This is a genomic window from Kribbella caucasensis, assembly GCF_004361855.1.
Lineage (GTDB): Bacteria > Actinomycetota > Actinomycetes > Propionibacteriales > Kribbellaceae > Kribbella > Kribbella caucasensis.
The window spans coordinates 1-26,811 of sequence record NZ_SNWQ01000021.1 but is presented as its reverse complement, the minus strand read 5'-3'; the positions used below and the strand labels follow the sequence as shown (position 1 = coordinate 26,811).

General features: G+C 68.2%; 22 protein-coding genes. 14 read left to right on the top strand and 8 right to left on the bottom strand.

Translation table 11 applies throughout. The features are described from left to right. Positions 1–66: 66 nt before the first annotated feature. Positions 67–1,629, top strand: coding sequence for a glycoside hydrolase family 10-like protein (locus EV643_RS33580; RefSeq protein WP_133804226.1), 1,563 nt, complete (start codon positions 67–69; stop codon positions 1,627–1,629). On the opposite strand, the gene EV643_RS33575 is transcribed toward EV643_RS33580, so the two are convergent. After that, entirely contained in the window at positions 1,626–3,872 is a 2,247-nt protein-coding gene (locus EV643_RS33575; RefSeq protein WP_133804225.1) for a hypothetical protein, read from the bottom strand. The two genes, EV643_RS33580 and EV643_RS33575, sit on opposite strands and share 4 nt — an antisense overlap. Positions 3,873–4,028: 156 nt before the next feature. On the opposite strand from EV643_RS33575, the gene EV643_RS44390 reads away from it, so the two are divergent. From EV643_RS44390 to EV643_RS33535, 9 genes are all read left to right on the top strand, one after another. Continuing rightward, on the top strand, positions 4,029–4,199 hold the full coding sequence (locus EV643_RS44390) for a hypothetical protein (RefSeq protein WP_166665674.1): 171 nt from the start codon (positions 4,029–4,031) through the stop codon (positions 4,197–4,199). After that, entirely contained in the window at positions 4,196–4,885 is a 690-nt protein-coding gene (locus tag EV643_RS33570; RefSeq protein ID WP_166665673.1) for a class I SAM-dependent methyltransferase, read from the top strand. Before EV643_RS44390 ends, EV643_RS33570 begins: the two co-directional genes overlap by 4 nt. Positions 4,886–4,960: 75 nt before the next feature. After that, a complete protein-coding gene (locus EV643_RS33565; protein WP_133804223.1) occupies positions 4,961–5,212 on the top strand; it encodes a phosphopantetheine-binding protein in 252 nt (83 codons plus the stop codon). After that, on the top strand, positions 5,209–6,465 hold the full coding sequence (locus EV643_RS33560) for an AMP-binding protein (RefSeq protein ID WP_133804222.1): 1,257 nt from the start codon (positions 5,209–5,211) through the stop codon (positions 6,463–6,465). Before EV643_RS33565 ends, EV643_RS33560 begins: the two co-directional genes overlap by 4 nt. Continuing rightward, on the top strand, positions 6,458–7,204 hold the full coding sequence (locus EV643_RS33555) for an SDR family NAD(P)-dependent oxidoreductase (RefSeq protein ID WP_133804221.1): 747 nt from the start codon (positions 6,458–6,460) through the stop codon (positions 7,202–7,204). The genes EV643_RS33560 and EV643_RS33555 overlap by 8 nt, the downstream gene beginning before the upstream one ends. Then, positions 7,185–7,598, top strand: coding sequence for a hypothetical protein (locus EV643_RS33550; RefSeq protein ID WP_133804220.1), 414 nt, complete (start codon positions 7,185–7,187; stop codon positions 7,596–7,598). The genes EV643_RS33555 and EV643_RS33550 overlap by 20 nt, the downstream gene beginning before the upstream one ends. After that, positions 7,595–8,320 (top strand): class I SAM-dependent methyltransferase, encoded by a 726-nt coding sequence (locus tag EV643_RS33545; RefSeq protein WP_133804219.1) that lies wholly within the window; start codon positions 7,595–7,597, stop codon positions 8,318–8,320. Before EV643_RS33550 ends, EV643_RS33545 begins: the two co-directional genes overlap by 4 nt. 148 nt (positions 8,321–8,468) lie before the next feature. Next, positions 8,469–9,485, top strand: coding sequence for a glycosyltransferase (locus EV643_RS33540; protein ID WP_202869877.1), 1,017 nt, complete (start codon positions 8,469–8,471; stop codon positions 9,483–9,485). Then, positions 9,482–10,444 carry an NAD-dependent epimerase/dehydratase family protein gene (locus tag EV643_RS33535; RefSeq protein WP_133804218.1) on the top strand — a complete coding sequence of 321 codons (963 nt, stop codon included), beginning with the start codon at positions 9,482–9,484 and terminating at the stop codon, positions 10,442–10,444. Before EV643_RS33540 ends, EV643_RS33535 begins: the two co-directional genes overlap by 4 nt. Here the strand turns inward: EV643_RS33535 and EV643_RS33530 are convergent. The 4 genes from EV643_RS33530 to EV643_RS33515 form a co-directional block, all read right to left on the bottom strand. After that, positions 10,437–11,417, bottom strand: coding sequence for a hypothetical protein (locus EV643_RS33530; RefSeq protein WP_133804217.1), 981 nt, complete (start codon positions 11,415–11,417; stop codon positions 10,437–10,439). The genes EV643_RS33535 and EV643_RS33530 overlap by 8 nt on opposite strands. Next, positions 11,417–12,733 (bottom strand): hypothetical protein, encoded by a 1,317-nt coding sequence (locus EV643_RS33525; RefSeq protein WP_133804216.1) that lies wholly within the window; start codon positions 12,731–12,733, stop codon positions 11,417–11,419. Before EV643_RS33525 ends, EV643_RS33530 begins: the two co-directional genes overlap by 1 nt. Next, entirely contained in the window at positions 12,730–14,421 is a 1,692-nt protein-coding gene (locus EV643_RS33520) for a hypothetical protein (protein WP_238165973.1), read from the bottom strand. Before EV643_RS33520 ends, EV643_RS33525 begins: the two co-directional genes overlap by 4 nt. 61 nt (positions 14,422–14,482) lie before the next feature. Continuing rightward, positions 14,483–16,819, bottom strand: coding sequence for a hypothetical protein (locus tag EV643_RS33515; RefSeq protein WP_238165972.1), 2,337 nt, complete (start codon positions 16,817–16,819; stop codon positions 14,483–14,485). Positions 16,820–17,133: 314 nt separating this feature from the next. On the opposite strand from EV643_RS33515, the gene EV643_RS33510 reads away from it, so the two are divergent. Beyond that, on the top strand, positions 17,134–19,314 hold the full coding sequence (locus tag EV643_RS33510; protein ID WP_238165971.1) for a hypothetical protein: 2,181 nt from the start codon (positions 17,134–17,136) through the stop codon (positions 19,312–19,314). Between the two features lie 70 nt (positions 19,315–19,384). Here EV643_RS33510 and EV643_RS33505 read toward each other — a convergent pair whose 3' ends face one another. From EV643_RS33505 to EV643_RS33495, 3 genes are all read right to left on the bottom strand, one after another. Further along, on the bottom strand, positions 19,385–20,782 hold the full coding sequence (locus tag EV643_RS33505; protein WP_133804214.1) for an FAD-binding oxidoreductase: 1,398 nt from the start codon (positions 20,780–20,782) through the stop codon (positions 19,385–19,387). Positions 20,783–20,881: 99 nt separating this feature from the next. After that, positions 20,882–22,297: an FAD-binding oxidoreductase gene (locus EV643_RS33500; protein WP_133804213.1), complete on the bottom strand. Its 1,416-nt coding sequence runs from the start codon at positions 22,295–22,297 to the stop codon at positions 20,882–20,884. 75 nt (positions 22,298–22,372) lie between these two features. Continuing rightward, positions 22,373–22,660 (bottom strand): hypothetical protein, encoded by a 288-nt coding sequence (locus EV643_RS33495; RefSeq protein WP_202869876.1) that lies wholly within the window; start codon positions 22,658–22,660, stop codon positions 22,373–22,375. Positions 22,661–22,782: 122 nt separating this feature from the next. Here EV643_RS33495 and EV643_RS33490 point away from each other — a divergent pair, with 122 nt between their 5' ends. The 3 genes from EV643_RS33490 to EV643_RS33480 all read left to right on the top strand — a co-directional run bounded on the left by EV643_RS33490 (position 22,783) and on the right by EV643_RS33480 (position 26,582). Continuing rightward, positions 22,783–24,192 carry an MFS transporter gene (locus EV643_RS33490; RefSeq protein ID WP_133804212.1) on the top strand — a complete coding sequence of 470 codons (1,410 nt, stop codon included), beginning with the start codon at positions 22,783–22,785 and terminating at the stop codon, positions 24,190–24,192. Next, positions 24,189–25,133: a sigma-70 family RNA polymerase sigma factor gene (locus EV643_RS33485; RefSeq protein ID WP_133804211.1), complete on the top strand. Its 945-nt coding sequence runs from the start codon at positions 24,189–24,191 to the stop codon at positions 25,131–25,133. Before EV643_RS33490 ends, EV643_RS33485 begins: the two co-directional genes overlap by 4 nt. Before the next feature lie 174 nt (positions 25,134–25,307). Then, positions 25,308–26,582 carry a DUF2786 domain-containing protein gene (locus tag EV643_RS33480; protein ID WP_133804210.1) on the top strand — a complete coding sequence of 425 codons (1,275 nt, stop codon included), beginning with the start codon at positions 25,308–25,310 and terminating at the stop codon, positions 26,580–26,582. The last annotated feature ends 229 nt before the right edge of the window (positions 26,583–26,811 follow it).

Sequence of the window (26,811 nt, the reverse complement as noted above, 5' to 3'; positions counted from 1 at the left end):
TCTGCTCGGGGTGCCGGATGTGTGACTATCTTTCGAAATCTTTCCCTGGATTGGTCGGAGAGTGACATGGGTGGCTGGCGGATGGTCGGCATTGTGGGTGCGACAGCGGGGCTGCTGTTCGGCGTACTACCTGGTACCGCGGGGGCCGCTGAGCCGGGCGAATCGTGCGAGCCCAGCCCCAGTACGCCGCTGCGGCAGTTCCGCGCCAGCTGGGTCGCGTCGGTGGTCAACATCGACTGGCCGTCCCGGACCGGGCTGACCGCGGCCCAGCAGCAGGCCGAGTTGCTCGGCTGGTTCGACGACGCGGTCCGGCAGAACCACAACGCCGTGATCCTGCAGGTCCGGCCCACCGCGGACGCCTTCTGGCCGTCAACGGTGGAGCCGTGGTCGCGCTACCTGACCGGCACGCAGGGTGGGGACCCCGGCTACGACCCGCTGGCGTTCGCCGTCGCCGAGGCGCACAAGCGGAACCTCGAGCTGCACGCCTGGTTCAACCCGTACCGCCTGTCCATGAACACGGACCTCACCGCGCTCGTCCCGGAGCACCCCGCAAGACAGCACCCCGACTGGGTGGTCCCGTACGGCGGCAAGCTCTACTACAACCCGGGGATCCCCGCGGCTCGCAAACTGGTCGAGGACGCGATCATGGATGCGGTCTCCCGGTACGACATCGACGGCGTCCACTTCGACGACTACTTCTACCCGTATCCCGTTGCGGGTCAGGTGTTCGACGACGCGGCCACCTACGCGCAGTACGGGGCCGGCTTCCCGACAGTGGCCGAGTGGCGACGGAACAACATCAACCTGTTGATCCAGGAGTTGCAGCAGCGGATCAAGGCGGCCAAGCCGTGGGTGAAGTTCGGCATCTCCCCGTTCGCAGTCTGGCGGAACAAGGGGACCGATCCGCTCGGGTCCGACACGACCGCCGGCGTACAGACGTATGACGATCTCTCCGCGGACACCCGTCGCTGGGTCCGGGAGGAGTGGATCGACTACATCGTCCCGCAGGTCTACTGGGCAGGCGGATTCGCTCCGGCTGACTACAACAAGATCGTGCCGTGGTGGGCCGAGCAGGTCCGCGGTACCGACGTCCACCTGTACGTCGGTCACGCCACCTACAAGGTCGGCACGTCGACACAGTCGCCCGACTGGTCGGACCCGGCCGAGCTGAGTGACCAGTTGGGCTTCAACAGCACGATTCCCGAGGTCAAGGGCGACATCTACTTCTCCGCGAAGGACGTGCGCGCCGATCGGCTCGGTGCGACCACACTGCTGAACACGACGTGGTACTCACGTCCCGCACTGGTCCCGGCAAGCCCGTCGCTGGACAACCGTGCTCCACTGCCCGTGCAGGATCTCCGTGCGCGCAAGGCGAGTGACGGCGTTCAGTTGCAGTGGCGAGCCACGTCCGCCGACACCACGTCGTACGCGATCTACCGTCGTGACCTGACCGGTGGCGACTGGTGCCCTGACAATGACGCGCGCAACCTGCTGGCGACTATGCGTTCCACTGGTGGGCTGCAGACGTACGTCGACACCACGGCCGAGCGGGGCCACCACTACGTCTACTTCGTCAGCGCGCTCGACCGGAGCTGGAACGAAAGCCTCCGACTCCCCGCTGTGAGTTAGGGCGTTTCCCTAGGGCCCTGGGGAGTTCGGGGCGGGTAGAGCTGGTACACGCGAACCGTGCCGGACTGGAAACGCAGTTCGGCCAGTTTGGCCAGCTCTTCCGGCACTTCATTGACCCGTTCGTCGGCGAGCAACCAGCGCACGCCGTACTGCGTGCGCAGCGTTTCCAGGCCGTCCCTGGTCGGCGCGGTGAAGGCAGCGTCGTTGATCCGGAGCTTCGCCTGATCCCAGAACGGCCCGTACACCGCGTCGGTCGAGGTGTGCACGTTGTTCGCCTGCGCCGTGTACGCCCAGCCTTCGACGAGCACCCGGCGTTCGGCGTACCCGGGGATCCAGAACGAGCCGCTGTGACACCGCGATCCGGTCGGCGCGTGGCAGTGGATGTTGGTCGCGATCAGGTCGTCGGGCCCGGACTGCCGCCGGATGAACCGGGCGGCCTCGATCCCACCGGGCGCGATCGAGTCGTATGTCGTCTGCGGGGGGAACGCGAACTTCCGCAGGCTCACGATCGTCGGCGACACCGTCAACCCGAGCAGAGCGGCCACTGCGATCGCAGCCCAGGTACGACGTGAACCGCGGATCAGGAGCCCTAGGACGAGGACACCGGCGGCCGTGAGGATCAACGCGTACACCAGTGGTTCCGCGAAGATCCTGTCCAGGCAGGCGGTGTCGCGGCAGTCGCGGATCAGGCCGTCTGTTCTGGATCGGCCGACGTAGATCGCGGTGACGCCTAGGGCCAATGCGGGCGCGACTGCGAAGTACTGGCGGCGCTCCAGCGAGGACAGACCCCATGCAGCGAGCAGAACGCCGTACACGAAGGCGGTTCGGGCGAAGAAGACCTGCGCCTGGCTGTAGTGGTGGAGCACGCTTGCAGCGGCGACCGCCCCGATCAGCCCGGCCAGGAGCATCACGGCCATCGGATCGCGGGGGAGGCGACGACGGATCAGCAGGATGCCTGCGCCGGGTAGCAGCCAGCCGATGAGGACCGCGGCGGTGACGATCGGCAGGAGGTCCGGGCCTTGCTGCACGGAGGGGTCGACACCGGTCAGCATCGTGTTGAGCATGTTGCGGAACGTCTTGCCTGGTTCGACTTCCATGCCGTGGCTGGCGGCGCGCAGTACGACGAAGAAGTTCACCGTGTAGGTGGTGCCGACCAGGACACCGAGCACCAGGGCGCGGACGTTGAGGCGGCGGTCCTTGATCGTCAGGTAGAGCCATGCTGCCGCGATACCTGCTGCGTAGACCGGTAGTGCAGTGGCCTTGCTGATCGACAGGACGGTGATCAGGATCGTCGCGGTCAGGAAGAGGCCGGCCAGTCGGCGCTTGGACTGATCGGCTTTGCGCCGCAACAGCAGGGCAGTGACGGCGATGAGCGGCAGCATGATCACCGTGGAGTAGGCCTGCGTCGGGCTGATCATCTGCCCCATCGACAACGGGCTGTCGTGGTACAGGGTGTGCGTCACGGTCCAGGACCACGGACTGAGGTCTCCGGCCAGCACGGTGAGTCCGGCGGCGATCGGTGCGGCCACAGCCCGACCGGTGAGCACCATGCCGACCGCGGCCGCCCCGAGCGCGGTCAACAACAGGAACGCGAACGGGACCACGCGCTGGGTCAGTACATCGAGCTCGATGCCGGTGATCCAGTGCGCGGACGCGATGTGGTTGTAGGCCATCCAGTGGTAGGTCAGCGGCTCACCAGCGACGTACGGGACCTGCGGGGGGAAGTGGTGCGTGAGTTCGGCGGCCAGTGACAGTTGGAAGGGCGAGTCCGAGTTCGGCCGGAGCGCTGACGGGCCGTCCACTGGGATTAACCGTGAACCGACCCGGACGAACCAGGCCGCGACCACTCCCGCCGACACCATCACACCAGCGACGGCCCACCACGGTGTCGGTCGGTCGTCCCGGGACTTGCGTGGCAGGGCGAGGAACAGACCGAGCGCTAGGGCGGGCATCACGAGTGCGATCAGAGGTAGATCCAGCCACCTGCCCAGTGGGTAGATCAGGGCCTCGCACGCCAGCCCGAACGTCGTACCGAGCACCGCGTCGACCAGGAACCAGCCGGAGCCGCCCGTGAGCCGGCGCCAGAACATCGTGCCGGGGATCGCGATCACGACGAGCAGGTAGCCGAGGTACGCGGCCGGGATCCAGGCCGGTTGCGCTTGCAGACCGACGAACCAGCCGAGCGGCAGCACCGGCAAACTGGCCAACGCGGCCAGCCCCGTCACCCGTCCCGCTCGGCTCACCTGATCGTCCCCCGTTTCCCTCTGCACACGGAGAGAGGGCCGTGAGCGCCGAAAAGTTCAGCCCCACGGTAATGCGCGTCCGAGCCGTTTACCCGCCGAGCCCGGCCGTTTACCCTGAGTAGGCGAACTCCTCCGGTCCGGTCACTGGGAGGTACGATGTCCGCCCAACACATCGCCGGTCTGCCGGTCGAAGAGCTCCTGGTAGCCGCCATCGCCGCGGCCAGCCCACTGATCGCCTTGATCGGCTGGGAAATCCGCGACCGGGTACGACGCTTCCGCCGTCTCATCCGCCGCGACAGACCGGACTCATCCCTGGACGTGCAGTGATCCCACCCGGTCGGCAGGAGACGCTCCGCTACCACCGGGACTTCTACGCCCACCACCAGCTCAACGTCCCTGGCAGCTGGCTGCACCGCCCATCACCCTTCGTCCTGCGAGCCCTGCCGCGGCTGACCCCACCGGCTGCCGCCCTCGTGGTCGACCTCGGCGCCGGTGTCGGCCGCCACGCGATCCCGGCCGCCCAGGCGGTTCCGCCGGATTCCCGCGTCCTCGGCGTGGATCTGCTCCCCGAGGCGGCCAAGATCCTCGGCGCCAACGCGGTGGCAGCCGGTTTCGGCCCGACCATCCGGCCGGTGGTCGCCGACATCGAGAACTTCGGCATCAACGCCGCCGCCGACCTGGTCATCGCCTGCTCGGCGCTGGAGCACCTGTCCGGTCGCACCGCCATCGAACGCGTGGTCCGCGAGTGGCAGGGGACCACCAAGGTGAACGGCCTGCATTGCTTGGTGATCGGCGTCGACCGGACCGAGGTTCATCCGGGCGGTGTGGTTCGTGCGGCCGAGGTCGAATGTCCGCTCAGCCGGGTGGAAGTGGAGGGCCTGCTGCGGCGGTGGTACTCGGACTGGGACTGGCTGGAGCACTCGGTGGGTGGATACGGGGTGGCGGAGGATCGGGACGGTGTGCCGTACGTCCTTAACGCCGTGTGCGTACGACTGCTGGCCCGCCGTACGTGACCCGACGTGACTTGGGCCACGGGTTTGACAACGCGAATCGTGCCGGGAAGGGCGCAGCCGCTAGGCTCTGGGCTCATGAGTGAGTTGACGCGCGACCAGATCCGGGACCTGATGGGCGAGGTGATGAAGGCGCAGGGCAAGGTGCTGCCGAGCGACGACAGCGCCGACCTGCGGGAGATCGGCTTCCGGTCCCTGGACTTCTCCGAGCTGGCCCTGCGGGTCGAGGACGAGATCGGTGACGAGCTGAACTTCGACGCACCCGGTCTGCGCCAGATCGCCAAGGTCGGCGACGTTCTCGACTTCATCGAGCAGCTCCAGTCGGCGTGACCGGCCAGCGGCGTACGACGGCCCTGATCGGCGACGACAACCGCGTCGTCGTCGGGGGCAAGACGCTGACCTGGCGGACCCTGCACAAGCTGCCGCAGCTCCCGTCGCCGGCCGCCGTGCTGGTCGACAACGGCGCCGACGCGCTGGCCGCCGTCCGGCATCACGCCGTGCACGGCACCGAGCTGCTGGTCGCCACCTCGTCCCGGGTCGATCTCGCCATGCGCGAGGAGCTGGGCGAGTCGGGCTTCGCCGTCGTGATCGCCGGAGGCGACGAGCACTCCGTCACCCCCGCGAAACTCAAGCGGGTGGAGGAATCCGGCCGTGTCTGGCTGCTCACCTCTGGTTCGACCGGCCGGCCGAAGCGGATCGGGCACACCCTGGAGACCCTCACCACCGTCCGCGGCAAGCAGCAGCCGCGCACCTGGCTGGTCCCGTACTCCCCGGGCACGTATGCCTGGTGGCAGGTCGTGACGCTCTCGCTGACCCAGGCCGACCAGGGCCTGGTCGTGATCGAGCCGTCCGAGCTGGAGACCTGGCCGATGATCGCCGCCGAGCACGGCGTCACCGCCGCCTCCGGCACACCGACCTTCTGGCGGCAGACGATCTACCGCGACACCGAGGCGCTCGCCAAGGTCCCGCTGGAGCAGATCACCCTCGGTGGTGAGCCGGTCGATCAGGCGATCCTGGACCGGCTGCAGGAGATCTTCCCGCAGGCCCGGATCTCCTGGATCTACGCGTCTTCCGAGGTCGGCGCCTCGATCGTCGTGCACGACGGCAAGGCCGGTTTCCCGAAGGCCTGGCTGGACCGGGAGCCCGATCCCGAGGGCGAGCGGCCGATCCTGTCCGTCGACGGTGACGAGCTGGTGATCAGCTCGCCGCACCACGGCGCGGGACTCGAGGGCGCGCACCGGACCGGTGACCGGGTCGAGTTCGTCGGCGACCGGGTACTGATCACCGGCCGGCTGGACACCGACGAGATCAACGTCGGCGGTTCGAAGGTGTCGGCCGGCCTGGTCCGCAACGTGCTGATGGACCACCCCGCCGTCGCGTGGGCCCGGGTGTTCGCCCGCAAGGCCCCGCTGGTCGGCCGGATGGTCGCCGCCGAGGTGGTGCTCGACAACGACCTCGGTCCGATCACCGACGCCGATCTGGTGCAGTGGTGCACGAACAGGCTGCCGGACTACGGCGTACCGCGCCGGATCCGCTTCCTGGCCGAGATTCCGCAGAAGGAGACCCTGAAAAGCGATGTCTGACCCCACTCACGTGCCGCCGTCAAAGGTGGTCCTCGTCTCCGGCGGTTCCCGCGGCCTCGGCCTGGCCATCGTCACCGACCTGATCGACTCGGGCGTCAAGGTCGCCGCCTTCGCCCGGACCGTGACGCCCGAGCTGACCGCGCTGGCCGAGAAGTACCCCGACCAGGTGCACGTCGGCCCGGTCGACATCAACGACGAGAAGGCCGGTCAGGCGTTCGTCAAGGAGGTCGAGGGCAAGCTCGGCCCGATCGACGGCATCGTCAACAACGCCGCGGTCGGTCAGGACTCGCTGCACGTGCACACCTCGGCCGAGCAGATCGCCAACATCATCCAGACGAACCTGACCGCGCCGCTGGTGCTGACCCGGTTCGTGCTGCGCCGGATGATGGCGAAGGGCCTGAAGGGCCGGATCGTCAATGTCACCTCGATCTGTGCCCAGCGCGGCTACCCCGGCCTGGTCGCGTACTCCGCCACCAAGGGCGGGATGGACGCGGCGACCCGGTCGATGGCCCGCGAGCTCGGTGGTCGCGTGCTGGCCAACGCGGTCGCGCCCGGCTTCTTCGCCTCCGAGATGTCCGCCGTCCTCGGCCAGACCCAGCTCGACCAGATCGTCCGGCGTACCCCGACCGGTCACCTGACCGAGCCGGAGGAGGTCGTCCCGGTGGTCCGGATGCTGCTGCTGGAGAACACCAACATCAACGGCCAGGTCATCGTCATCGATGGCGCTGCCGGGATCTGACCTGCTCGCCCAGGCCGAGTCGTACCTGCGGGTCGGCTCGGCCGAGGAGATGTCGGACGCGGTCACCCGGTCACACCTGCCCGACTTCCGCTGCGTCGGCTGGTACGCCGAACCCCCGGCCGGCTGGTCGGTCGTGATCGACGCCGAGTACGCCGATCAGGTGATCCCGGAACCACTGGTGCGCCGGTTCGGCGTCGAGGCGTTCTGGGAACGGTGGACCCGGTCCGAGTGCCTTTGCAAGCTGGCAGATGTCCCGATGCTGGCGTGGTGGCCCGAGCACGGCCTCGACGTACCGGCTGACTTCGGCGGACGGTGGCGGACGCTGACCCTTCCATCGGCTGCGGGCGACCTCATCGTGTCCGTTGCCATTGATCTCAGTAGGGTGTGCCAATGACCGAAGCAGGATCCCCGTCGATCCAGAGCCCCGACTACTGGTGGTACCGCGCGCGCGCCTACCTCCTTGAGACGGTACTGAGCGAGCACGTCGGGGAGCCGCGTCGGCTCCTGGATGTCGGCAGCGCGGACGGCCCCAGCGTGTCCTGGCTCCGCGGGCACGGTAAGCAGGTCGCGTTGGACGTCGACCCGCGCGGACTGGGCCCCGGCGGAGTCTGCGGCTCGGCGCTCGAGCTACCGTTCGGCGACGAGGTGTTCGACGTCGTCGCTGCCTTCGACGTGATCGAGCACTGCGAGCCCGAGGACCAAGCCCTCGGCGAGGTATTCCGCGTACTGTCTCCCGGTGGGCGCTTCCTGATGTCGGTGCCCGCCTACCAGTGGGCCTGGACGCACTTCGACGACCACAACCATCACTTCCGGCGGTACACGCGGTCGCGCGCGACCCGGGCGCTGAGGGCGAGCGGTTTCGAGATCATGCGCGCGACGTACATCTTCGGCTCGACGTTCCCGTTGTTCGCGGCAGATCGGCTGCGCACCCGGTTGAAGGAGCGGGGCCGCAACGTCGCGACCCTGGATCCGGAGGCCGTGCCCGGGCTGCCCGACGTCTCGCCGGCCGTGGAGAAGGCGCTGCTGGGGCTCGCGGACCTTGATCGGAAGGTCCTGCGTTCCCGCAGCCTGCCGTTCGGGTCCTCGGTCGTGGTGGCGGCGCGGAAGCCCTACTGAGCAACCTTCGCGGACTCAGCGTTGGTGCGGTGCAGCCAGAACGCACAGAGGATGGCGACCGCCTAGGAACCGACGAGACACGCCATGCACCCGGCGTGCTGCCCGATCGTCAGGTAGCCCGCCGAGAAACAGACTATAGTCCGTGCACGTGAGTGACGTCGACGAGCACGGTCAGGCTCCTGCGCACGATGTGTCCGTCGTGATCCCGGTGTACCGAGGCGAGCACAGCCTGCCCGCTCTACTCGAGGAGATCGTGCCGCTCCACGAGGAGTTCGTCACTCCTGGTGGTCATCAGGTGCGGGTGGCCGAGGTTGTCCTCGTGCACGACCACGGTCCGGACGACTCGGCCCGGGTGATCCGTGAGCTCGCGGCAAAGTACGACTTTGTGCATCCGGTCTGGCTGAGCCGGAACTTCGGACAGCATGCCGCGACGCTGGCTGGGATGGCGTCGTCGGGCGGGGACTGGATCCTCACCATCGACGAGGACGGTCAGTACGACCCGGCCTTCCTCGGTGCGATGGTGGACACCGCGCTCGCCGAGCAGGCCACCGTCGTCTACGCCAAGCCGAGCAACCCGGCACCTCATGGCCTGCTGCGCAACCTCGCCTCCAAGATGGCGAAGACCTTCATCGAGAGCGTGCTCGGCAGCCGTGGCACGTCGGTGTTCCACAGCTTCCGGCTGGTACTGGGAGAGGTCGGCCGGAGTGTCGCGGCCTACTCCGGGGCCGGCGTCTACCTCGACATCGCACTCGGGTGGGTGGCGGGAGACATCGCGACCTGCCCGGTGGAGCTGCGCGGCGAGGCGGACCGGCCATCCGGCTACAACCTGCGCAGCCTGGCGTCGCACTTCTGGCGGATGGTGCTCACCAGCGGCACCCGGCTGCTCCGCGTGGTCAGTGTCATCGGGGCGCTGACCGCACTGTTCGGGATGCTGGTCGCGCTGGTACTGATCGGAAACCAGCTCTTCGGCGCCGACCTGCTACGCGGCTGGACCTCGACCATGGTTGTCGTGCTGCTCAGCACGGGGGCGATCCTCTTCTCCCTGGGTGTGGTGGCCGAGTACCTCGGTGTCGCGGTGAACATGGCGATGGGCAAGCCGCTCTACTTGATCGTCTCCGATCCCGAGCAGGGGCCGCTGGGCCGCCGGCGGGAAACGAGGCAATGACCGGGCCCGCCGTCACCTGGGTCGTCGGTGCCAGCGGCCTGCTCGGCCGTCAGGTGGTGCGCCGGCTGCGGGACCGCCGCCATGAGGTCGTGACGGCCGACATCCCGTGGCACGAGCCCGACGCCTGTGCGGGTGCGCTGCAGGACGGGCTCGCCGAGCTGGTCTCCCGCTCCGACGGCGGCGAGTGGAACATCGCGTGGTGCGCCGGCGCCGGCGTCGTCGCCAGTTCTGCCGAGCTGCTCCAGGAGGAGGGCGAGACCTACTCCCGATTCCTCCGCCATGTCGGCGACCAGCAGGATGTCGGTGCCAGGGGTGCCTTTTTCCTGGCGTCCTCGGCTGGAGGCCTGTACGCCGGGTCCACCGATCGTCCCCCGTTCACCGAGAACAGCGAGCCACGACCGCTCGCGCCGTACGGGCAGCTGAAGCTGGCGATGGAGCAGCAGTTGGGCGCGCTGTCCCGGGCGACCGGGATGCCGGCGCTCGTCGGTCGGATCGCGAACCTGTATGGCCCCGGGCAGAACGTCGACAAGCCGCAGGGCCTGGTGTCTCACCTGTGCAAGGCGAACCTCACCGGGCAGCCGCTGTCCATCTACGTCCCGCTGGACACGCTCCGCGACTACCTGCTGGTGACCGACTGCGCCGCCATGGTCACCGCCGGCCTGGGAGACGTACGACGGGTCGCTCGGTCGGCCGCAGACCCGGTGGTGGTGAAGGTGATGGCATCCGGGCGCGGAACCTCCATCGGTGCCCTGATCGCCGAGTCGACTCGGGTGTTCCGCCGCCGGCCCCGGATCGTGCTTGGCTCCTCCCCGCTGGCGTCGGTCCAGTCGCGCGACCTCCGGTTGCGGTCGGTGCGCTGGCCGGAGCTCGACTGCTACGCCCGCTCGACCCTCGCCGCCGGTATCGCCTCTACCGCGCGGGACCTCGGTCGGCAGCTCCGCAGCTCAGCGGTCACGTAAGCACGCGGACGTCGTTGAGGTCCACCGAGCCGGCGTCTTCGACCACGATCGGCCTGCGTCCCTGCCGGGGCGGGCGGCTGCCGACCATGACTGGCAGTGGCCGGACCGTCACGTCGCGAAGACCGAGGTCGACGAACGCTCGGGTGGTGACGGCTCCGTCGACCTCGCTCCGGCCCCAGCCAGCGACCCGGATCGCGTAGAGGTCGCCGCACCAGCCGATGTCACAGTTGTGGATCAACAGCCGCTGGTTGATGCCCGAGTCGGCGCCGTTCTCGTTGTAGCGGTCGGTGTTGTCGCCGGGCAACAACCGGAATCCGATCTCCACCCCTTCGCACTGCACGTTCCGCACCTCGACGTCATGCACCGAGCTGAGACAGAACGCCTCGAACGCGTCGTACACCCGCAGGCCGTCGACTTGGAAGTGGTGAGGGTGCAGCGAGTGCCCGGTGATGTCACTGACTCCGTTGCCGACGGCACCCCAATGCGCGATGAAGGCGGTGCCGCCCCCGTGCACTTGGAGATTCGTAAATCGCGCGTCCCGGACCGCCCCGATCAGGGTGATGTTGTTCGCAGCGCACCGACCGACACGCCGGACCACTACCCGGTCGACGGTGATCCGTTCGATCCACTGCGGCTTGTCGGTGTAGAAGTACCGGCCGATCGTGATGGCGGTCCACTCGGCTCCGTCGTGCGGACCGGGCGAGGAGTCGGGGAGTTCGAGGGTGAGGTCGGTGACCGCTACGCCCGATCCTAGGATGTGGATCAGGGCCGCCTGCTCGGCCTCCGCCCGCCACAGCGTCGCACCGGAACCGGACAGGGACCACGAATCGGTGAGTACCAGGCCTCCGCTGATCGGGTACGACCCGGCCGGCAGGACCAGGCGGCCGGGTTCGGACTCGTTCAGCAGAGCCCGGAGCAGGGCGCCGTTCTTGTCGCCGTCGCCACCCAGCTGAGGCCGGTACTCGGTGACCATCAGGACTCGGCCCGGACGACCAGATCCCAGCGCACCGTCCTGTCGTCGACCCCCGGCACCTCGCGCAGGACCGCTGGGTCGATCGACAGCCGGATCAGCGCCGGACCCGTCAGCGGACCGTCGGTGACGATCTCGATCTCGGCGTCCTCGCGTGCCCGCACCTGCACGCCGGGCGTCGCGCCAGGTTCGACCCCGACCAGCTCCACCTGGACAAGGTTTCGGCTGACCAGGTCGGCCATCGCATCGGCGAGTGGGTTCGGAGGCGGTCCGGGCGGCGCCGGAGGAGTAGGTGGCGGAGGCGGCGGAGGCGGTGGGGTGGGCGGGATGGCGCTCACCGGGGACGCGGAACCGGCCGACGGCCGCTTGGCCGCTCGCAGGACCCTGCGCTCAAGAACCGCCGCGCGCTTGCTCAATCTCCTCGCCACCGGAACGGCGGCCAGTGGGACGACCCAGCGGGCGGCGCGCCTGACCCCGCGTTTGACCCTGCGCTTGATGCCACGGGACGCCCTCGGCAGGCTCTCGACGGGCTCGACCCCCTGCTCCGCGACCGGCGCGACGGGCTCGACGACCGGCACGACGGGCTCGACGACCGGCACGGCCTTGGGGCTCGGCACCAGAGGTTCGACCACAGTCGCCCGAGCGATCCAGCTCCGCGGCTCGTCTCCGTCGTTCGGATTCGCCACGTAGTACTCGCCGCTGAGCGGCAGCGTGCCACTCTTCGGGTCGACCGGCAGCTGGCCGGTGGAGGCCAGGCCGATCTCTCGATCACCGTCCACTTCGGTGAACTCGATCGCCCACAGCATGATGCCGATCGAACCGGCCACCGCGGCCTGCGCCCACGCCGGCCGGCCCTCGTCGATGCTGACCACCTCGAGGACGAACAGCCCCTCCGCGGTCAACTCCTCCGGCCGGAGGTCGAAGCTGACGACCCCGGTTGCCGCTCTGGTGAAACCTGCTGCCGGCCGGATCAGCAGGACGGCGCCGCGCGTCCTGCCCTGTGCACGCACCACGAACAGCCGCGGCGCGACGGCACCGGGCCCTGCTGTCGTGATGCGTTCGTCCCACCACTCCAGCGACATACTGTCGAAGCTGAAGTGCGCGGTGACCCGGAGGGGATGGCCGGTCGGCCGCACCTTGACGCCGATCAGTCCCGCCGAGGCGATGAAGCGGCCGATCACGGCGACGCCACGGACCAGTTGGTCGACCGTGGTCAGCTCAGGGGTCTCCCCCGACCTCAGTTCGCCGGGCAGCGTCAGCGGCTCGACCACCCGATCGAATGCGGTCTGGAACCGCGGCGCGGTGAAAGCCCTGGTCATAGGTGGCCCACCCCACCCATCGCCATCGTGAACTCCTCGGGGGACGACGTCATGTCGATGCGGGTCAGGAAGGGATCCTTGCGGGCCCACATCCTGCGGATGGCGGTGAAGGCCGGGTCGGCGTCTGCCTCGACGTGCTGCATCGCCACCCTGACGGCGAGCAGCAGATGATCGGTCCGGCCCATCTCCCAGTGCTGTACCAGTTGGCTCGAGACGTCCGTTGCGCCGCGGTAGAACCATGCCCAGAGCCGGGCCCGCTCGATCTGCTGATCGGTGAGCAGCGGGCGCCCATCCAGCAGGCTCTCGATCGATTCGTCCAGCCGTGCCCAGTAGTCGTCGGCGTCCTTCGCCACGATGGTGAACCCGCAGTGGCTCCACTCCGACCAGCCGGCCTGGATGGCCGGGATGCCGAACGCGGGCAGCTCGTTGCTGATGCTGCCGCGGACCGTGATGCCGAGATCGACCAGGCTCCACATCACGTTCTTGCTCAGCTCGAGGCTGGGCAGGAAGACCAGCGGCGAGCCGGCGTGCCGCTCCTTCAGGCTGTCGAAGAATCCGGTCCCGTCGTACAGGTACTGGTTCGGATGGTCGATGAAGAGCCAGTTCACGTCCTCGTGCTTGGCCGCGTACTCCGCCGTCGCCTCGTACCAGGCGGCCAGATCGTCGAAGATCTCGAAGTTCGTGCGGGGCGCGTCGGAGATGGCGTGGTTGAATACCGCGACCACCGGCTTGTCAGAGTCGAAGCCGAATCTGGCTAGGGCGTGCTCGCGCACCGACAACCGCTCCTGCGGGGTCTGCAGCTCGATCGCCGACATCGAACCACCACGCCACCACGACGGCTTGCCCCAGTTGCCCTTCAGCCGCCAGGCGGTCAGCTCGGCGCTGGACCGCAACCGGTCCCGGTTCGACCAGACGTATTGCTCGAAGAACTCGGCGATCTGATGGGTGAGCTCGGCTCGGAACGTCGCGGCGCCGCGCCGGCTCTCGGGGAAGAGCGCATACGCCTTGAGGCTGCCGGTGCTCTGGACGTGCACCGTGGGCACGTTGAACCGGGTGGCCGTCTCGACCGCCAGCCCCCAGTGGTTGTAGTCGACATGACTGGTCACCAGGGCGACCGGGTCGAGGCCGGTGAACAGGGCGTCGTAGATGTCCGAGAACTGCGCGCTGCGCTGCCGCACCTCGGCGTACTTCGCACCGGCGCTGATCTCGTCGGTCACGCGCGGGATCTTGAGCACCCGGCAGACCGTCGCGCGGACGATCTCCTCCAGCACGGCCGGCTCGATTCCCGATCCGGCCACCGGCAGGTCCTTCCCGGCGACGTGCAGATCCCCGGGCTCGGGATTGTCGATCCGGCTGTCCACCAGGTCGTGGATGTCAATCACGTCGACCGCGCCGTACGCGCGAGAGATGGCCGACAGCGCCTCGGAGTCGAAGAAGGTCCAGGCGATCTCGTTCCAGTCGTCGTCCGCGCCGGTGAAGACGACCAGCTTGGCCGGGATGAACCGGCGCAGTGCGTTCGCCACGGTGAGATTACGCAGCGTCACGCGGATATCTTGGCTCATCGCTTCGACCAGGATCACCCGCTCGCCATCGGGGAGCAGGTTCCGCTGCCAGAATTCGAAGGCCGTCGTGCAGAAGAGCAGAAATTCGGGAGAATCCGTCAGCCGCTCTTGACCTGTGGCTGTCACCAGAGAGTTATACCAGCCTTTCGATATGCGCCTGAACCCGGCGAAAGCCCGGTTCGGCCTTTCACGGCCCGGCGAGTTCGTAGATCTGTACCCGGGATTGCCGGTGGCGGAGCACGGCGAGGTCGTCCAGCTTCGCCGAAATCGGCCCGTCGCGGAGGTCCGCGTAGATCCAGCGCACGCCGTACCGCGACCGCATTTCGGTCAGCAGTTGGGCGGTCGGGGCGGTGAGGACCCGGTTGGTCAGCTCGACCCGATCCGGCCACGGCGAGGGCTGGACGGTGTACTTCCGGCCGTTCACACCGTGCGTCGCCAACGCCTGCTGCGTATAGGCCCAGCCCTCCAGGAGCGTGCGGCGACCGGCGATGCCGCTCACGATGTATCCCCGGGCGTCGCAACCGGGCCGCTGCGCGCCAGCCGGCCGGCAGAAGGTGTTGGTGGCCACGACATCGTCCGGGGACGAGTTCCTCGCCAGCCACCGAGCCGCGGCGACCTCGTCGGGGTAGATCCGCCAGAACGTCGAAACGTAACCCCCCGAGCCGGGGTCGTCACGCACCGACCAGGCGTCTGCGGCGGTCGAGCCGATCGGCAGTCCGATCACCATGAGCATCGCGAAAGCCGTTCCAAGTCCGGCGAGGCCTCGCCGGAGGCGCGCCGTCGGCAGCCATACCGCCAGCACCAGCACGGCAAGCCCAACGGCCACCAGCACAGGCCGGGCCAGGACCTCGATCTGGGCGGCCCGCGACCCGGTGGCGGATTCTGTGACCAGGTCCGCGCACGCCGCAATCGCGGCACCAGTCGCCAGCCCGGCCAGGCTCACGCGCAGGATCGTGCGCCGGCTACGACCTCGGACCGCGGCAGCGACCAGCCAGGCGACCGCTGCGGCCGCGAACGGTACGCAGGAGCGGAGGAAGTAATACTCACTCGCGGACGGGTGATCCACCCAGCACAGCCCAAGCCAGGAAGCGGTCAGCGCGCCGACCAGCCACCACGCAACCGGGTCGTGCCGCACCGCCTTGACCTTGCTCAGCGCGAAACCGGCCAGCAGGCCGGCATGCGCGAGCGCCAGGGCAGCGAGCGTCACCACGGCTCCCGCCACCGCAAGCCGGTCCCCGGTCAGGGACGGAAGCAACAGTCCGCCCGTGCCGGCCATCGAACCGTCACCGGTGGACCCGCGATAACCAGGCTGGAACTTCGCGATCGCGAAGAGCTGGACGTTGGACCCGCTGGTGCTCCCGGCCACGGTGAGCATCGTTCCGACGGCTATCGCGGCCAGCAGACCACCGATCAGGACGGACCGCCAGGGGATCCGACGGTCCCTCAGCAGCAGGTACAACGCCGACACTCCCACTCCACCGAGCAGGATGGGCAGCACAGTCGGCTTCGAGCCACCGCCGACGATCGCCATGGCTACCGCGAGCACCCAGACACCCCTGCCCCCGCCGCGATAGAGCGCGGCGATGACGAAGCACGCTGCCGCGGTGACCGCCACGGTCGCCAAGGTCTGCGAGGGACTCAGAAGGCTCACCGGGCCGATCGGGTCCACCTGGGGCCAAGCAGGCACCAGGAAGCCCAGATGCGGTACGACGAAGATGAAGCCGACCACCAGGCCGGTCCACCACACCCGGCTGACCTGACGGGCCAAAGCGGCTCCGGCCAGCAGGGCGGCGAACGTCAACGGCAGCATCGACAGCCGGTACAGCACCAGGACCGGTGAAAGCCCGGTGATGTCGACGGCGCCCGCGATGTCGGCATCGGAGAACCAGTGGTACTCCAACGCCTCCCCCGCCACCTGGGGCAGTTGCGGCGGGACGCTGCGGAGCAGTTCGTTCACCATCGACAGGTGGTAGAGCAGGTCGGGATAGTATGAGACGCCACGAGGTGGTGGCACGTGATCCGCCATCAGGCCCAGCGTGATCGCCAGCGCGAGCAGGCTCATGCAGATCGACAGGCCCCATGACCACGCCATCGGCAACGGCTCGGGCTCGGCGATCCGCCAGTACGGCCGCAGCCTCGGCACCAGTGCGAAACACAGCAGGACCAGGACCGGCCAGACGACCAAAACCTGCTGCCAGCCCAGCCAGGTGAACAGAGCCCACCCCGCAAGCTGGTAAGCAATGCCGACCCCGGATCCCAACCCGACGTCCTCGGCCCAGCTGCCAGTACTACGCCACAACGCCCGCATCAACAAGACGCCGGGCAGGGCCACGCAGGCCACGAAATAAGCGGCATAGCGGACGATCGCGCCGAGCGGCACGTCAATCATCAGCAGCCCGACCACCGAGGCCAGCGGCGGGAACAGCCACGGCAGCACCGTCAACGACAAACTCCGAGCCCGGACAGCCCGGCGCGGCTCGGCGGGCGGTGCGGGTGCTTGCCGGCGTTGGATCACCGACATCATGAGCGGCTTTTCACAGGCTGAGGCTCACCCCTGTGCTCGGATTCGTTCAGGTGATAGTCCGTTTCCCGCATGTTCCCTCCGGCGCTCGGGGCGACCCTACTACCTGCCGGCCAGCGCCACGCGGCGTCACGAGCTCGGGAATCGGCAGGCTCCGCCAGGTGGGAGTTGCACCGTGCTCAAATAGGCCGGTGAGCACCGCAGAAGAGCGATCAGGCGTGACGGCGATCGAACGGAGGGAGGCAACCGTTGCGACGCGTCCTCGCGCGCCCGGGCTTGCGAATGTTGTCCGGCTTGTTCCGTGGCTTTTTCCGGCTGTGGCCGGCATTGGCGGACTGCTCGCTATCGACGTGCCGTTGCCCGCCATCGTCAGGTACGGCCTCTATTTCGGCTGCTGTGTCGTCGTACCCGGCGTACTGCTGCTGCGGGTTGCGTGGCGAAGCACCGGAAACTGGGCCGAGGACGTCGGCCTCGGTGCAGCGGTCGGGATGGCTTACCAATTGCTGGGCTGGGCGATCTTCACGGCGCTGGGACTGCCATCCTGGTTGCTGGCCTGGCCACTGCTCGTTCTGGCCGCCTTCGCGTCGGTGCCCCAGCTGCGGCCGTGCTGGCGGATCGCGGCGCCGGCTCCGCTGCCAGTGGCCTGGTCCTGGGGCGTGGCGATCTGCGCGACCGTGCTGGTCGTCATCGTCACTTTCAACGTGCTTTCCGATCACAAGCCGCCACCGAGCGGTACGTCCTATTACCCGGACCTGCTGTTTCACCTGTCGATGGTGCAGGAGCTGGTACGGTCGGTGCCGCCGCAGTTGCCGCAGGTGGCTGGTGAACCGCTGGAGTACCACTGGTTCGCCAACGCTGACATGGCCGGTGCGGTGGACATCACTCGCATCTCGCCGGCCTTGGTGTATTTCCGACTCTGGCTGCTGCCGCAGGCGTTTGTCGTGCTGCTCGTGTCCGCCTCCCTGGCCCGGCAGGTCAGCAAGGTGTGGTGGACCGGAGTGCTGGCCGCACTGGCGGTCCTGCCGACCGGATCTGCGAGTCTGCTCAGCCCTTCCCTGACATTCAGCATCGTCACCGGGGCCGCGGCGGCGATCCTCCTCGTCGACGCCTTGTTCCATCGCAGCGGCGGCCGTGGCGCCTGGGTGCTCGCCGCCGCGCTGGCGGCCGTCAGCGGTGGATCGAAACCGTCTTCCTTGCCGATCCTGATCGGCGGAGTCGGATTGGCCGCGCTGTTCGTACTGATCCGGGACCGGAAGCTGCCTTGGCGTTCGGTCAGTGCTGGCCTGATCCTGGTCCTCGCCATGATCGGCACTTTGCGTTTTGTCGCCGGGAGCACCAGCGGATCAGGATTCCAGTTCTTGGCAATCGCCAAGTTTCAGCCCGACTACCGCGCGATAACCGGCGACTCGTCGCTGCCAGGCACTGGCGGCTTGCTACCGCCGCCGCTGACCTTCGGTGACTCGACGGCGATCGCCGGGCTCGCGGTCCTGCTGGGACTAATCCTGTTGTCTTCTGCCGGACTGCTGACCGGTTTCGGTTTGCTTCTGGTCCGGTCGACCAGGCGCGATCCGGTCGCCTGGCTGCTGGTCGGTGCCCTCGCGGGCGCTTGGGCGGGCATGTTGTTGGTCAACCACCCGGGGGCGAGCGAGCAGTACTTCCTCCGCAGCGTCGTACCGTTCGCGGCCGCGGCGGCGGGTTGGCTGGTGGCCGTCGCGTTCGAAGGCCGTAGCCGCCGGACGATGGTGCTGGTCAGCGTGTCCGCACTGGTGCTCGGCGTCGTGTTCTACAAGGCCACCGAACAACCCAGGTTCCGAACCGGTGATTCCAGAGATGCTCAGGTCGAGGCGCTGGCTCGGCCACTGCTGGTGGCCGCCGTACTGACCGCGCTGTTGGTCTCCGGGTGGCTATTGAGTAGGCGCCGCTGGGCGAAACAGCCGGGACTCGGCTTCGCGGTGCCCGTCCTCGTGGTGATCGCGCTGTCTCTCGCGGGCATGGCCAGGTACTCGTACTACGCTTTCCGGACGGACGGGAACTATCGCGCGGTGACCGGGCTGGTCCATCCGGACGAGCAGGCGGCGGCAGTGTGGCTCGGGGCGCACTCCGCGCCGACGGACGTAGTGGTCACCGGCAGTTGGTGCCAGTCGGGCGGTCCCCGGACCCCCGATTGCGATGCGCGAGGATATCTCGTCAGCGGGATCGCGGGTCGCCGAACCCTGATGGAGGGCTGGGCCTACACCCAGCAGTCGCTGACCTCCAACGGAGTCGGGGGCAAGAGCTTCAGGTTTCAGGCGTCTCCGTGGCCGGACCGGGTCCAGCTCACCCTCCGGATACTGACGGCGCCGACCCCACAGTTGCTGGAGGAGGTTCACCGGCAGTACGGCGCACGCTGGATCTACGCTGACCGGCGGGCCGGACCGGTGTCCGCGAAGCTGGACGAGTTGGCGGTGTTGCGTTATCAGGAAGGCGAGGTCAGGATCTACGAGCTCGGTGCACGCTGACGGCCACGTGGCCGGACCCGGATCCTCGGCGAGGATCCGGTTCCGCTCATCGTCTCCGTGGCGCTGGCCCCTACCGAGCGGGCTTGATGTTGGCGTTGCGGTGGAACACGTTGTCCGGGTCGTACTGCGCCTTGATCGCGGCCAGCCGGTCGTACTTCGCGCCGTACGAGGCCTTTACCCGGTCGTCGACGTTGTCGTCACTGATCGCGTTGACGTAGCTCCCGATCCCCCGGCTGTACGGGACAAGTGCGTCCCAGAAGGAGCGGACCCAGACCCGGTCGTGCTCGAGCAGCTCCGGTGTCGGGCAGACCGCGATGATGAAGACCGCGTAGCCGGGCTCGCGGGTGCCGCTGAACGCGGTGGCGTCCTCGGCGACCTCCGTGTAGGCCTGGTCGAGGCGGTACATCAGCATGACGGAACCGGGTGACTGCTTGAGTGGCGCGTGCTCGGTCATCACCTGGATCGCCTCGTCCGACAGGTCGTCGAGGTAGACGCCCTTGTCGTAGGCATGGAATCCCCACGCGTTCGCGTCGTCCAGCATCTGCTGAAGAGCCGTGTACGGCATCGGGCTGGCGAACTCGAACAGCGGCGGCAGCGCTGTGCGGATCTCTGCCAGTACGTCCGCGTGCTCCTCGGCGGACCCGAAACCAGTGACCACCATGATGTAGCCCGGCTGGAAGTGGTACTGCTCGGGGACGAAGGGGGCCGGCGGGGCGCTCACGGCTCCGTGGATGATGTTCACCTCGGCCGGGAGCTTCGCGATCACCTCACGGGCCACGCGGAACATCTCGGTGCCCTTGGACAGGTCCCAGAAGAGCATGCCCAACTGGACCATCGGCCCGACCTCGTGCAGCCGGAACTCGAACTCCGTGACCACGCCGAAGTTGCCGCCGCCACCACGGATCGCCCAGAACAGGTCAGGGTTCTCGTCCTCGGAGGCCCGCCGGATCTGCCCGTCGGCGGTGACGATCTCGACCGAGACGATGTTGTCGATGCTGAGCCCGTGCTTGCGGCTCAGCCAGCCCATCCCGCCGCCGAGGGTGAGCCCGCCGACGCCGGTGTGGCTGACCATCCCGGCGGGCGTGGCCAGGCCGTGGGCTTGCGCGGCCGCGTCGAGATCTCCGAGCAGCGCGCCGCCACCCACCCGGGCCCGCTTCGCCTCAGGGTCGATCGTCACCTGGTTGAGCAGGCTCAGATCGATCACCATGCCGTCTTCGACGGAACTCGAGCCCCCAGGGCTGTGCGCGCCGCCCCGGACGGCGATCTCCAGACCGTTCTCACGGGCGAACGCGATGGCCTTACTGACGTCTTCGGCACTCCGGCATTGGGCGATCACCCCCGGGCGCCGGTCGATGGCCGCGTTCCACAGTTTGCGGGCCTCGTCGTACCCGGGATCGGCCGGTGCGAGCACCGGCCCACCGATCACACTCCGCAACTCGTCGATGCCGGTTCCTGCTGTCTGAGTCATGGTTACCTCCCCGATGTGCGGTTGCTGTCACCCTGAGTGCGCATTCCCCCAGTGACACTGTTGTTTCCGGCAACCTTTCACGTTCCTCTTCAGGAAGGCTTAAATCAATCGCGAGCCGATCCGGGCGGGGTGGATGTTGGCGTTGCGGTGGAAGACGTTGTCGGGGTCGAACTCCGCCTTGACCCTGGCCAGCCGCTCGTACTTCTCGCCGTACGACGCCCGCACCCGGTCGTCCTCGATCTCGCCCATCGAGTTCACGTAGCTGCCGATCCCGAGCGAGTGCGGGACGAGGGCGCTCCAGAACGACCGGGCCCACTCCCGTTCGACGGGCAGCAGCTCCGGGACTCCGCAGACGCCGACGATGAAGGTCGCGAAGCGCGGCGACCGGCCCCCACTGAACGCGGTGGCGTCGTCGGCGACCTCGGAGTAGGCGTTGTCCAGCCGGTAGTAGAGGTTGATCGACATCGGCGACTGCTTGCGCGGCAGGTGTTCGGTGATCACCGCGATCACGTCGTCGGTCAGCTCCTCGAGGTACGCGCCCTTCTCGTAGTTGTACTTGCCCCAGCCGTTCGCCTCGTCGATCAGCTGCTGGACCGCGGTGTACGGCATCGGCGTCGCGAACTCGAACAGCGGCGGCAGCGCCGTCCGCAGCCGGTCCATCAGCTCCGCGTGCTGCTCGGCGGATCCGAATCCGTTCACCAGCAACGCGTAGCCCAGCTGGAAGTGCAGGTGCTCCGGCACGAACGGCGCCGGCGGGGCGTTCAGCCCGGCGATCGCGACATTGATCTCGCGCGGGAGATCCGCGAAGAGCTCGCGCGCCAGCTTGAACACCTCCGGGCCCTGCGCCTGGTCCCAGAACAGCATGCCGTGATGGACGATCGGCCCGACCTCGTGCAACCGGAACTCGAACTCGGTGACTACGCCGAAGTTGCCGCCGCCCCCGCGGATCGCCCAGAACAGGTCCGGGTTCTCGTCCTCGGCGGCCCGCAGTACCCGGCCGTCGGCGGTGACCAGCTGGGCCGAGACAAGGTTGTCGATGCTGAGCCCGTGCATCCGGGTCAGCCAGCCCATCCCGCCGCCGAGCGTGAGCCCGCCGACGCCGGTGTGGCTGACCATGCCGGCCGGTACGGCGAGCCCGTACTCCTGGGTGGCCGCGTCCAGGTCGCCCAGCAGGCCGCCGCCGCCGATCTTGGCCCGCTTCGCCTCGGCGTCGACGGTGACCTCGTTGAGCTTGCTGAGGTCGATCACCAGCCCGTCGTCGATGGCCGAATCGCCGGCCACGCTGTGCGCGCCGCCCCGGACCGCGATCTCGAGATCGTGCTCGGTCGCGAATCCGATCGCCGTCCGGACGTCCTCGGTGCTCTCACACCGGGCGACCACGGCCGGCCGTCGGTCGTGAACCGCGTTCCACACCCGGCGGGCGTCGTCGTACCCGGGATCCTCGGGTCCGAAGACCTCGCCTTGGAAAGTCTTCCGCAGTTCGTCGATGGTGCCGGTTCCGGCTGTTTGAGTCATAGCTGTCCTCCCCGAGATGTGTTGTCACTCTAAGTGCTCGGGGTGGTGTCATACAGTGTCCTTTTGGGCAGACCTTCAGCCCGCGTACCGCCCGATCAGGCCTGCGTCCTCTCGGTCCGGGCCGGCTTCGAGGCGGTCGCCCAGAGTGCGCTGGAACTCCTTGAACGCGGTAAGCGCGGTCAGGCCGGCGTCGTCGCCGCTGAAGACGTGGACGAAGGAAACGCCGTCCGCCAGCCGGAAGCTGGCGTAGCTCAGGCCCTCCGGTGCCGTCTCGGCCAGCTCGGCGAAGACGTTCTCGATCAGCTTTTGGTTCTCGTCGGCCGCCGTCGGCTTGGTCCGGTAGCGGATCACTGCTGCGTTCATGAAGTCCTCCAGGGTCGTGTTCTCACTGCTGCAGACAGTTGGGAAGGCGAGAACTCATCGCTGCGATGAATCCGGGCTCCGGCCGCTGTCAGTACCTGTGACAGCGAAATCCTGGAGGCGAAGTGAGCAAGCAGGTGACTACGGTCGAGCAGCGGTGGGTGCTGGCGTTGACCTCGATCGGTTCGGTGATGGTCGCCCTCGACGTCCTGGTCGTGGCGGCCGCGCTGACCACGATCCGGCGCGACCTGGGCGCCTCGATCGAGCAACTCGAGTGGACCGTGAACGCATACAGCCTGAGTTTCGCGATGCTGCTGATGACGGCGGCCGCAATCGGCGATCGGTGGGGTCGCCGCCGGACCTTCGCGGCCGGGCTCGCCCTGTTCACGGTCGCGTCGATCGGCTGCGCGCTGGCGACGTCCGTGCCGTGGCTGATCGCGGCCCGGACGGTGCAGGGCATCGGGGCGGCCGCGGTGATGCCGCTCGCGATGGGACTGCTCGGCGCGGCGTTCCCGCCTGAGCGCCGCGGCTGGGCGACCGGCATCTTCAGCGGCGTCACCGGCCTGGCCGTGCTCGGCGGCCCGGTGGTCGGCGGTGTCGTCACCGAGGGTCTGGCCTGGCAGTGGATCTTCTGGATCAACGTGCCGGTCGGCGTGCTGACGATCCCGTTGGTGCTGCGCTGGATCCCGGAGAGCAGGGGAGTCGCCCGCCGGGTGGATCTGGCTGGAGCCACCTTGATCACGCTCGCGGTTCTCGGCCTCGTTTGGGGTGTGGTCCGGGGTGAGGTGGCTGGCTGGGCGAGCCTTGAGGTGATCGGGTCGATGGTCGTGGGAGCCCTGCTGTTGCTGGGGTTCCTCGCCTGGGAGGGGCGGGCCCGCGAGCCGATGGTGCCGTTGGGCTTCTTCCGGGTGCCGGCCTTCTCCGCGGCGAACACCGCGAGCTTCTTCCTCACCGCAGCCCTGCTGGGGGCGGTGTTCTTCCTGGCCCAGTTCATGCAGGTAGTGCTCGGTTCCGGGCCGCTGAAAGCCGGTCTGCAGTTGCTGCCGTGGACCGCGACGCTCTTCCTGGTCGCGCCGATCGCTGGTCGGCTGGTGGACAGGTTCGGCGAGCGGCCGTTCGTGGTGACCGGCCTGACACTGCAGGCCGTGGGAATGAGTTGGATCGCACTGGTCGCCGGTCCGGGGATGCAGTACTACGAGTTCGTGGCGCCCCTGATCGTCGCGGGCTGCGGTGTTTCCATGGCGATGCCGGCCGCTCAGAGCGCCGCAATCGGGTCCCTGCCTCGTGAGTCGGTCGGAATCGCTTCCGGCATCTACGGGATGGGGCGCCAGGTCGGCGGTGTCGCCGGAGTGGCGATCGCGGCCGCGGTGTTCGCCGCCGCTGGTGGCTACCAGTCCTTCGACGGCGGATTCACCCGCGCGATGGCGGTCTGCGGCGTACTGTCGTTGGCCGGGGGACTAGCCGGACTCGGGATCAGCGCGCGGCGTAGTACGGACGTTGTGGTGGTCACGGGACAAGTCGAGGAGCGGGTGTGAACCTGGAGGACGAGTTCGCGCAGTACCGGGGTGAGCTGGTCGCGCACTGCTACCGGATGCTCGGGTCGCTGCACGACGCGGAGGACGCCGTGCAGGAGACGTACCTGCGCGCGTGGAAGGGGTTCGCGGCCTTCGAGGGGCGCTCGTCGGTCAAGACCTGGCTCTACCGGATCGCGACGAACGTGTGCCTGAACGCCTTGCAGCACAGCAGTCGCCGGGTGGTCCCGTCCGCACTGGGAGCCCCCGGCAACGACCCGTACGACCTGGAGGCACAGGCGCTCGAGATCAGCTGGCTGGAGCCTTTCCCGGACCTCCTCGACCCTGCCCTGGTGGTGGGGAACCGGCAGAGCCTGCGACTGGCGATGGTGGCGGCTCTGCAGCACCTCCCGCCGCGGCAGCGCGCAGTACTGATCCTGCGGGACGTGCTGGCGTGGCAGGCGGCTGAGGTGGCCGAACTGCTCGACACCACGTCAGCTGCCGTGAACAGCTCGCTCCAGCGTGCTCGTGCGGAGCTGGCCCGGCTCGCGCCCGCCGAGGAACACCTGAGTGAACCCGATGAGCCCGTACGCCGTGCGCTGCTCGACCAGTACGCCGTCGCCTTCGAACGGGCCGACCTGGTCACGCTGGAGGGACTGCTCACCGAGGACACCCGGTGGGAGATGCCGCCGATCCCGACCTGGTTCAGCGGTCGTCCCGATGTGATGCGCTTGCTCGAGGCTCGGCTGCCGCGTGGGGAGGGCCGACGGATCATGGTGGAGACGTCGGCCAACGGTGCTCCGGCGTTCGCCTTCTATGTCCGGGGTGACGATGGCTTCTTCCATGCGCACTCGCTCCAGACGCTGACGGTGACCAAGGCGGGGATCTCCGCGGTTCTGGCATTCCACAAACCGTCGCTCTTCACCGCCTTCGGGCTCCCGCTCAGCCGGGCCGGTGGTGAGTAGTTTGCGGCGTATATCCGTTTTGCTGGTTTGCCCGGTGTGATGTTTTCCCCTTGTGGATAAGGGGAAATAGCGTCTTGGCGATTCGCTTTGGTGGTCGGGGTGGAGGTAATCTCGAACGCATGTTCGGGCGATGTGGCTTTGGTCGCATCCACCTCACCACCGAAGGAGCGGGGTATGTACAGGACTGAGTTCGGGGGCCGTGGCGGGTTGTCCTCGGGTGCGAGACTTCTCGGCGTGGATGATCAGGAGATCCTGCGACTGCTGCCATCGGCCGCCGCCGCGGTGACAGCCGGCGTCGGCGCGGCGGACGGTTACCTTGCGCGCCTCGGCTCGTACGACGAGCAGGATCAGGCGCAGGTCGATCGCTGCCTGCGTGGATTCCTGGTCGGACTGATCCGATCATCTTGGGAGCGCGGCTGGGCTCCCGCAGACGTGGTCCAACATGGCCGCCGCAAGCTCGAGGCCGGCGCGGAACCGTTGCTGCTCGCCGTGATCGCCGCCGAACACCGCTCCTACAAGGCCTCCACTCTCGACCCGCGCTGGCGGGATCAATTGGCGGACTTCAGCATCAGCACCCCTTTCGCCGATCTCGACCTGACCGGCTGGGCCGCCACCCAACGACTCGGCCGCTACCTGACCCTGCACACGTCCCTCGCCCTGGCCGGCTTCCTCCAAACGCTTCCGGCCCTGGCCCGCCTCTTCCCCCTCCCCGGTACGGCGCACCACATGCGCGCCGGATCCGCACCGCCAGCGGACCAGAAGATCCTCGCGCGCATCCGGGCACTGCTGGCGAAGGCGGAGGGGACCGAGTTCCCAGAAGAGGCGGAGGCGTTGTCGGCCAAGGCGCAGGAGCTGATGGCGAAGTTCTCCCTCGACCAAGCGTTGGTGGAGGCCGCGCCATCGGTGGAGATCCCCGACGACTCCGGCGCGCGCCGGATCTGGGTCGAAACCCCTTACGTCTCAGCGAAAGCGCAACTCGTCGGTGCCGTCGCAAACGCCAACCGCTGCCGCACCGTCAGCCTCGACCAGCTGGCCGTCGTCACCGTCGTCGGCGCCGAGCTCGACCTGCACCTGACCGAACTCCTCGCCACCTCCCTGCTGGTCCAGGCCAACCGGGCAATGCTTGCCGCCGGCAAACACCTCGGCCGCCGCGGCGAGTCCCGCACCCGCTCCTTCCGCCAGTCCTTCCTGATGGCCTACGCCCACCGCATCGGCGAACGCCTCGAGGCCGCCACCACCGCCACCCAGGCCGCCGTCTCCGCCGCCGACCGGGACCGCCTGCTCCCCGTCCTCACCCAACGAGACCACCAGGTCGAAGCCCTCTTCACCAAACTCTTCCCCCAAACCACCACCCGCCGCACCCGAATCACCAACGGCGAAGGCTGGCACGCCGGCCTGACAGCCGCCAACCAAGCCACCCTCCCCACCCACCCCAACCTCACCCCCTAACCACCCCGGCTCCCACCGGTACTGCGAATGTCCCCAGTAGCGGGGACATTCGCAGTATCCGCACGCGGTACGACACCGCCCGCCGTCCGCTAGGGGGTTGCCGTGCCACTAGCGGTCTGTCGCGCCGCTAGCCCGTTGTAGAGCCTGTTGGGAAATGGGCGTGGCGGTGATGTGGATAACCGGGTGGGTGTTCGAGTATTGGGATATGGCGAATTCGTATCGGCCGGTT